The sequence below is a fragment of the Nguyenibacter vanlangensis genome (genome assembly GCF_038719015.1).
Taxonomy (GTDB): Bacteria; Pseudomonadota; Alphaproteobacteria; order Acetobacterales; family Acetobacteraceae; genus Gluconacetobacter; species Gluconacetobacter vanlangensis.
Map to the genome: position 1 here is coordinate 2,727,546 of NZ_CP152276.1, position 7,455 is coordinate 2,735,000.

The window sequence follows — 7,455 nt, forward strand, 5'->3', positions numbered from 1 at the left end:
CTCCCTTACGATCGGGTCATGTCCGACCCCACGACAGATCCTGCTGAGGAATTGGCTGCGTTACGTGCCGAACTTGCGGCGACCCGTGAGGCTCTGGCCCGCGCGGAGGACAAATGCACGGCCCTGCAGTTACAGATCGAGCGCACACGGGAGCAGCTGGCCCTGATGCGGCGGCAGAAATACGGGCAGAAATCCGAGCGTCACCAGAAGGAGATGGACCAGCTCGAACTGGTGCTCGACGAATTCGAGGAGACGCTGGCCGAGGCCAGTGCCGAACGGGCGGCCCGGGAACGCGAAAAGGGCGAGACATCCACGCCACGCCGCAAGGCCATCCGCCGCCCGCTGCCCGAGCACCTGCCGCGCGAAGTGATCGAACTGGCGCCGGCGGTCGTGTGCGACTGTAGACGATGCGACCCCGAGCGCCTGGTGCGCATCGGCGAGGACGTGACGGAAGTGCTGGAGAAGATCACGGCGCCGCTGAAGGTTTTGCGCTATGTCCGCCCCCGCGTGGCCTGCCGCTCGTGCGAAAAGATTTTCCAGGCGCCTGTGCCGGATTTACCGATCGAGAAAGGGCGCGCCTCCGCCAGCCTGATTGCAAGCGTGATTGTCGCGAAATACTGGGACGGCCTGCCGTTGCATCGTCAGTCGGCGATCCTCGCACGCGACGGCGTGGAGATCGATCGCAGCACGCTCGCCGACTGGATCGGACACGGCGCGTGGTGGCTGGAACCGCTGCGGGATCGCATCCAGGCCTACGTCATGAACCGCGATGTCCTGTGGACGGACGACACCCCCATCAAGGTGCTGGCGCCGGGGCGCGGAAAGACGAAAGAAGCGCGGATCTGGTGCTATGGCCACGATCCCGCCACCTGGGGAAGCAACGAGCCGCCGGCGATGTTGTATTGTTACAGCGCCGACCGCAAAGGTGAGCGGCCTCGAACCCATCTTGAGCATTATGCCGGCTGGCTGCACTCGGACGCCTATGTGGGATACGAAAAACTGTTTGGCAACAAGGGCGGCAAGCCGTCACCGATCCGGCCGGTGGCCTGCATGGCCCATGCGCGCCGCTACTTTTTCGATGTCTACGCCACACAGCCGGCCCCCTTGGCCGAAGAGGCTGTGGCCCGGATCGGTCTGCTCTATGACATCGAACGTGAGATCGGAGGACTGCCGCCGGAACAGCGCCTGGCCGTCCGGCAGGCCCGGGCAGTTCCCATCCTGAAGGATTTCCATACCTGGGCAACGGCCCAGAAAGCACGGGTCTCCGGCAAATATGCTCTGGGCAAGGCGTTCCGTTACGCTCTGACGCGCTGGGATCGCCTGTGCGCCTATACGCTCGACGGCCGCCTCTCCATCGACAATAATTTCTCCGAACGTTGTCTCAGAAATATTGCGGTGACACGGAAGAATTTTCTGTTTCTGGGATCGGACCGGGGTGGAGAGCGAGCCGCGATCTTCTATACTCTCCTGACCACGGCAGCCCTCAACGGGCTGAATCCGGAACGCTGGATGGCTGATGTAATCGACCGCCTCGCGCGTGGGCATCCGATCAACCGGATCGACGAACTTTTACCCTGGAACTGGTCGCCACAGGCAAAGCAGAAACCCGCCTGAAAAGGCTTGATCCTGGCTGCCGGGAATGCTGCGCTACTACGCAGCATGCCGCCACAGACAAGACTCCCTCCCTATCTGCGTCAACTCGAACGCGTCCTCGCACGGCTCGAGACAGCCATGCTGTTGAGCGAACTGGACGGGTTCCTCGCCGGCGTCATCGTCTGTCCTGAGATGATCCTGCCCTCCGAATGGCTGCCCGTGGCGCTCGATCCCGACGAGGAGGGGGATCCTGGTAAGCGTGAGCTGATCCCCACGCTTGCATTCCATCATTCTATGGGCTGGATTGGCTCAGTTCATGCCGCAGCATTTCTTGTATTTTTTGCCGGAGCCACAGGGGCAGGGCTCGTTTCTGCCGACCTTTGTCGACAGGGCTGGTGCGTTCGAGAAGTGGTCCATGGAATTTGACAGGCGCTCGGCATGGAGTGTCTGCACCCAGTCGGGGATGAGATCCGGCGCGGTCTCCGTCAGCAGGGCGCCGAGTTCATCGCTGCTGTCGGCTGGGGCATCGGTCATGGCGACGAGCTTGCGTAGACCGACAAGGGCCCGGAGCACCGCCTCGTCGGGATCGAGCAAAAAGCTGTCCCACGCTTCAGGCCGCAGCGTCATGGCGCGCTCGAACCCCTCGATCCACAGTTCCCAGAGTATTTCGTCATGCCTTGTGTCGATATCGAACAGAGGCGCATAACGCCCGCGATCGAGATCCCTTAGCACGGCGTTGTAATGGCGCAGGATCAACCGAGCATCGTTCTCGTGTTCGAGAACAGGATCCCCCTCCTCGTCGGGATCGAGCGCCACGGGCAGCCATTCGGAGGGCAGGATCATCTCAGGACAGACGATGACGCCGGCGAGGAACCCGTCCAGTTCGCTCAACAGCATGGCTGTCTCGAGCCGTGCGAGGACGCGTTCGAGTTGACGCAGATAGGGAGGAGTCTTGTCTGTGGCGGCATGCTGCGTAGTAGCGCAGCATTCCCGGCAGCCAGGATCAAGCCTTTTCAGGCGGGTTTCTGCTTTGCCTGTGGCGACCAGTTCCAGGGTAAAAGTTCGTCGATCCGGTTGATCGGATGCCCACGCGCGAGGCGGTCGATTACATCAGCCATCCAGCGTTCCGGATTCAGCCCGTTGAGGGCTGCCGTGGTCAGGAGAGTATAGAAGATCGCGGCTCGCTCTCCACCCCGGTCCGATCCCAGAAACAGAAAATTCTTCCGTGTCACCGCAATATTTCTGAGACAACGTTCGGAGAAATTATTGTCGATGGAGAGGCGGCCGTCGAGCGTATAGGCGCACAGGCGATCCCAGCGCGTCAGAGCGTAACGGAACGCCTTGCCCAGAGCATATTTGCCGGAGACCCGTGCTTTCTGGGCCGTTGCCCAGGTATGGAAATCCTTCAGGATGGGAACTGCCCGGGCCTGCCGGACGGCCAGGCGCTGTTCCGGCGGCAGTCCTCCGATCTCACGTTCGATGTCATAGAGCAGACCGATCCGGGCCACAGCCTCTTCGGCCAAGGGGGCCGGCTGTGTGGCGTAGACATCGAAAAAGTAGCGGCGCGCATGGGCCATGCAGGCCACCGGCCGGATCGGTGACGGCTTGCCGCCCTTGTTGCCAAACAGTTTTTCGTATCCCACATAGGCGTCCGAGTGCAGCCAGCCGGCATAATGCTCAAGATGGGTTCGAGGCCGCTCACCTTTGCGGTCGGCGCTGTAACAATACAACATCGCCGGCGGCTCGTTGCTTCCCCAGGTGGCGGGATCGTGGCCATAGCACCAGATCCGCGCTTCTTTCGTCTTTCCGCGCCCCGGCGCCAGCACCTTGATGGGGGTGTCGTCCGTCCACAGGACATCGCGGTTCATGACGTAGGCCTGGATGCGATCCCGCAGCGGTTCCAGCCACCACGCGCCGTGTCCGATCCAGTCGGCGAGCGTGCTGCGATCGATCTCCACGCCGTCGCGTGCGAGGATCGCCGACTGACGATGCAACGGCAGGCCGTCCCAGTATTTCGCGACAATCACGCTTGCAATCAGGCTGGCGGAGGCGCGCCCTTTCTCGATCGGTAAATCCGGCACAGGCGCCTGGAAAATCTTTTCGCACGAGCGGCAGGCCACGCGGGGGCGGACATAGCGCAAAACCTTCAGCGGCGCCGTGATCTTCTCCAGCACTTCCGTCACGTCCTCGCCGATGCGCACCAGGCGCTCGGGGTCGCATCGTCTACAGTCGCACACGACCGCCGGCGCCAGTTCGATCACTTCGCGCGGCAGGTGCTCGGGCAGCGGGCGGCGGATGGCCTTGCGGCGTGGCGTGGATGTCTCGCCCTTTTCGCGTTCCCGGGCCGCCCGTTCGGCACTGGCCTCGGCCAGCGTCTCCTCGAATTCGTCGAGCACCAGTTCGAGCTGGTCCATCTCCTTCTGGTGACGCTCGGATTTCTGCCCGTATTTCTGCCGCCGCATCAGGGCCAGCTGCTCCCGTGTGCGCTCGATCTGTAACTGCAGGGCCGTGCATTTGTCCTCCGCGCGGGCCAGAGCCTCACGGGTCGCCGCAAGTTCGGCACGTAACGCAGCCAATTCCTCAGCAGGATCTGTCGTGGGGTCGGACATGACCCGATCGTAAGGGAGGCAAGGGATCAGTACAAGAAAAACCGCATCATCACCCCACCACTTGCGGCCTTGCCGTCCAGGCCGTGGCGCGCCAGTCGATGGCTTCAACGAGCATCGCCATCTGACCCGTCGTCAGGGACACCGAGCCATCTTTGGCCTGGGGCCACACGAACTTCCCGGATTCAAGGCGTTTCATCGCAAGGCACATGCCCTGCCGATCCCAAAACAAAACTTTTATCGTGTCGCCTTTGCGCCCACGGAAAATGTAGATCGATCCATCGTGAGGATCCCGGCCCAATGTAGTCTGCACCTGCAACGCCAGGGAGTTGATCCCGCGTCTCATGTCTGTCACCCCGCAGGCCAGCCAGATCCTGACCTCTCCCGATGGCCAGATCATGGCCGTCCCAGGCCAAGAACCAGCCGACACACCGCGTCGGGATCAAACGTCGTGCCCGTCCGGATGCTGATGCCGTTCGGCAGAACAATCTCGACAGCCGCCACAGGCGACGACGCGCCCGGCTGCCGTGCCGTCATCGCCAAGCCCCCGACATGAACCGGCATAAATCCCTCGGCGGCAGGAAACATCATCAACTGCTTGCGCCATATATAAAGCTGGGCTTGCGCGATCCCATACTGTTCCGCGACAGCCCTGCGGCTTGCTCCCGGCGCAAAGGCCTCTTCGAGGATGCGAACCTTTTCCTGATCGCTCCAGCGACGACGACGGATGACGCGGCGCCGGATTTCAATTTCCTCGCGCGGTCCAGCCCCGTAAGAACTGGTCATATGACCGTCATTACGACCCGTCATATGACTATCAATAATACCAGTGGTAGTTGAAATATCTGGCTCGAAACCGTCGTTGCCAAAATCATCGTGTGTCATGACCGTCGCCCACCCTGCGGAAATCGACAGCATCATCCGCCCAGCAACCGAACAAATGCTATGTGGGGATCAGCTCACGCTTACCGTTCGTCTTCATTCCGCCGGTTTCGGCCAAGCTGGCCCTGCAGAGCGGCGCCGTCGACGCCTGGGCCACCTGGGGGCCCTATATCTCGGACGCGAAGATCGCCGATGGCGCGCGCGAGATCGTCAATGGTGGCAAGCTGATGAGTGGCCTCAGCTACGTCGTGGCAACCGAAGCGGCGCTACGGAACAGACGGGACGACCTGACGGCGTATCTTCGCCGCTTCCGCGCCGCGCATCGGTGGATGCTGACGCATCAGGACGCCTATGCCGAGGTCTGGGGCCGCGATGTCGGCCTGCCCCTTCCCGTCGCCCGTGATGTCGTCAGAGGCCTGGTCGGTACCGTGGTGCCCCTTACCCCCGACATCATCGCCAAACAGCAGCAGGTCTCCGATTTCATGGCCGAGACCCGCATGGTCCCGCGCCGGCTCGATACCGCCGGCATCGTCGATTCCAGTTTCACCTTCCAACCCTGAACGGCATCCGCCCAATGTCTCCTCCCGGAGGCTCCTTCGTCCTCGGCGCCTATCTGACCGGCTCTGCCACCAACGGGGATGCGTGGCGCGCACCGGGCGAGGATATCGACGCGGATATCGACTTCGCACGCTACCGCTCGTATGCCGATCTTCTGGAACAGGGTCGATTCGACAGCCTTTTCCTCTACGACAACGTCCTGCCGGTGCCTGGTCCCTCAGCCGTGGCCAACAGCCCGGGCCTGCCGCGCTGGGATACATTCACGCTTCTGACGGCGCTGGCCGTCACGTCGCGTCATATCGGCCAGATCGGCACGGCCAGCACGACCTTCAACGAGCCCTACAACCTTGCCCGGCGTATCGCCTCTCTGGACCGACTGAGCGGTGGGCGCGCGGGCTGGAACGTGGTGACCGCGACCGGCGGCGGCGAGAATTTCAACCTACCTTGCCATGTCGACCATGCAGGGATCAGCCTTTTCGTTTGTTTTTTATGTGTTTCCTGCGTGGGATTTCAGGCAACAAAAAACCCGCCGGTGAGGGCGGATTTTCCTGTGCGATATCAGTCGCTTAATTCATGGTTGCGGGGGCAGGATTTGAACCTGCGGCCTTCAGGTTATGAGCCTGACGAGCTACCGGGCTGCTCCACCCCGCGGTGGTGTAGGTGGATTGGAAGACCTGGCGGCGACCGACTTTCCCGCGTCTTGAGACGCAGTATCATAGGCGCTGGGGCATTTCACGGCCGAGTTCGGGATGGGATCGGGTGGAGCTATCCCCGCCATGGCCACCAGGTCGTCCAGTCCACCCTGATGGGGTGTAGTGGGCGTGAGAGGTTGGTGCTGAGGAGTGTGTATTGAGTGTTGAGTGGATGATTGCTGTGCATGTGTGTTGCCTGCGTTTAAGCGGGCTGTGTGAGTGAGCCTTTTGGGCGATTAGGACCAGTTAGCTGCACGCATTACTGCGCTTTCACATCTGGCCTATCGACGTGATGGTCTATCACGGCCCTCGGGGAGACCTGGTTTTGAGGTGGGTTTCTCGCTTAGATGCTTTCAGCGATTATCCCGTCCAGACTTAGCTACCCGGCTGTGCCGCTGGCGCGACAACCGGTGCACCAGAGGTCTGTTCATCCCGGTCCTCTCGTACTAGGGACAAATCCTCTCAAGTCTCCAACACCCACGGCAGATAGGGACCGAACTGTCTCACGACGTTCTAAACCCAGCTCACGTACCACTTTAATCGGCGAACAGCCGAACCCTTGGGACCTGCTCCAGCCCCAGGATGTGATGAGCCGACATCGAGGTGCCAAACCTCCCCGTCGATGTGGACTCTTGGGGGAGATCAGCCTGTTATCCCTAGTAGTACCTTTTATCCGTTGAGCGATGGCCCTTCCACGCGGGACCACCGGATCACTATGGCCGACTTTCGTCTCTGATCGAGCTGTCACTCTCACAGTCAGGCGGGCTTATGCCATTGCACTCAACAGTCGATGTCCGACCGACCTGAGCCCACCATCGCGCGCCTCCGTTACACTTTGGGAGGCGACCGCCCCAGTCAAACTGCCCACCATGCAGGGTCCCGGACCAGGCTTACTGGTCTCGGTTAGACATCAGAAACAGTCAGGGTGGTATTTCAAGGATGGCTCCACCGGAACTGGCGCCCCGGGTTCTAAGCCTCCCACCTATCCTACACAGAATGTCTCTGATGCCACTGCAAAGCTGCAGTAAAGGTTCATAGGGTCTTTCCGTCTGACCGCGGTACTCCCGCATCTTCACGGGGAATTCAATTTCGCTGAGCCGATGCTGGAGACAGCGGGGAAGTCG

7 protein-coding genes, 1 tRNA gene, 2 rRNA genes and 1 pseudogene (1 of these 11 cut by a window edge) are annotated in these 7,455 nt (G+C 61.4%); 4 read left to right on the forward strand and 7 right to left on the reverse strand.

Going from position 1 to position 7,455, the window contains the following annotated elements; all coding sequences use genetic code 11:
* The first annotated feature begins 18 nt into the window (after positions 1-18).
* Positions 19-1,614, forward strand: a complete 1,596-nt coding sequence (gene tnpC, locus AAC691_RS12685; protein WP_342627163.1) for an IS66 family transposase — start codon at positions 19-21, stop codon at positions 1,612-1,614.
* A gap of 45 nt (positions 1,615-1,659) precedes the next feature.
* On the forward strand, positions 1,660-2,019 hold the full coding sequence (locus AAC691_RS22335; protein WP_408906108.1) for a UPF0149 family protein: 360 nt from the start codon (positions 1,660-1,662) through the stop codon (positions 2,017-2,019).
* On the opposite strand, the gene AAC691_RS12690 is transcribed toward AAC691_RS22335, so the two are convergent.
* Genes AAC691_RS12690 through tnpA form a run of 4 tightly spaced genes read right to left on the reverse strand, consistent with a single transcriptional unit; the run spans position 1,903 to position 5,120 of the window.
* Entirely contained in the window at positions 1,903-2,646 is a 744-nt protein-coding gene (locus AAC691_RS12690; RefSeq protein ID WP_342630212.1) for a UPF0149 family protein, read from the reverse strand. The two genes, AAC691_RS22335 and AAC691_RS12690, sit on opposite strands and share 117 nt — an antisense overlap.
* Entirely contained in the window at positions 2,607-4,202 is a 1,596-nt protein-coding gene (tnpC, locus tag AAC691_RS12695; RefSeq protein ID WP_342627163.1) for an IS66 family transposase, read from the reverse strand. Before tnpC (AAC691_RS12695) ends, AAC691_RS12690 begins: the two co-directional genes overlap by 40 nt.
* 49 nt (positions 4,203-4,251) lie before the next feature.
* On the reverse strand, positions 4,252-4,599 hold the full coding sequence (gene tnpB / locus AAC691_RS12700; RefSeq protein ID WP_070402454.1) for an IS66 family insertion sequence element accessory protein TnpB: 348 nt from the start codon (positions 4,597-4,599) through the stop codon (positions 4,252-4,254).
* Entirely contained in the window at positions 4,596-5,120 is a 525-nt protein-coding gene (gene tnpA, locus AAC691_RS12705; protein WP_342627162.1) for an IS66-like element accessory protein TnpA, read from the reverse strand. The genes tnpB and tnpA overlap by 4 nt, the downstream gene beginning before the upstream one ends.
* 26 nt (positions 5,121-5,146) lie before the next feature.
* Between tnpA and AAC691_RS12710 the strand changes: the two genes are divergently transcribed.
* Together AAC691_RS12710 and AAC691_RS22340 are read left to right on the forward strand one after the other, a co-directional pair.
* The gene (locus AAC691_RS12710) at positions 5,147-5,641 is read left to right on the forward strand and encodes a hypothetical protein (protein ID WP_342627164.1); all 495 of its coding nucleotides are present in this window, start codon (positions 5,147-5,149) and stop codon (positions 5,639-5,641) included.
* A gap of 14 nt (positions 5,642-5,655) precedes the next feature.
* Positions 5,656-6,042 (forward strand): annotated as a pseudogene (locus tag AAC691_RS22340) (LLM class flavin-dependent oxidoreductase); the annotation flags it as partial.
* Positions 6,043-6,213: 171 nt separating this feature from the next.
* Here the strand turns inward: AAC691_RS22340 and AAC691_RS12715 are convergent.
* The 3 genes from AAC691_RS12715 to AAC691_RS12725 form a co-directional block, all read right to left on the reverse strand.
* Positions 6,214-6,290 (reverse strand) — tRNA-Met (locus AAC691_RS12715).
* A 21-nt stretch (positions 6,291-6,311) separates the two neighbouring features.
* A 5S ribosomal RNA gene (gene rrf, locus AAC691_RS12720) occupies positions 6,312-6,427 on the reverse strand.
* Positions 6,428-6,546: 119 nt separating this feature from the next.
* A 23S ribosomal RNA gene (locus AAC691_RS12725) occupies positions 6,547-7,455 on the reverse strand (it continues 1,831 nt past the right edge of the window).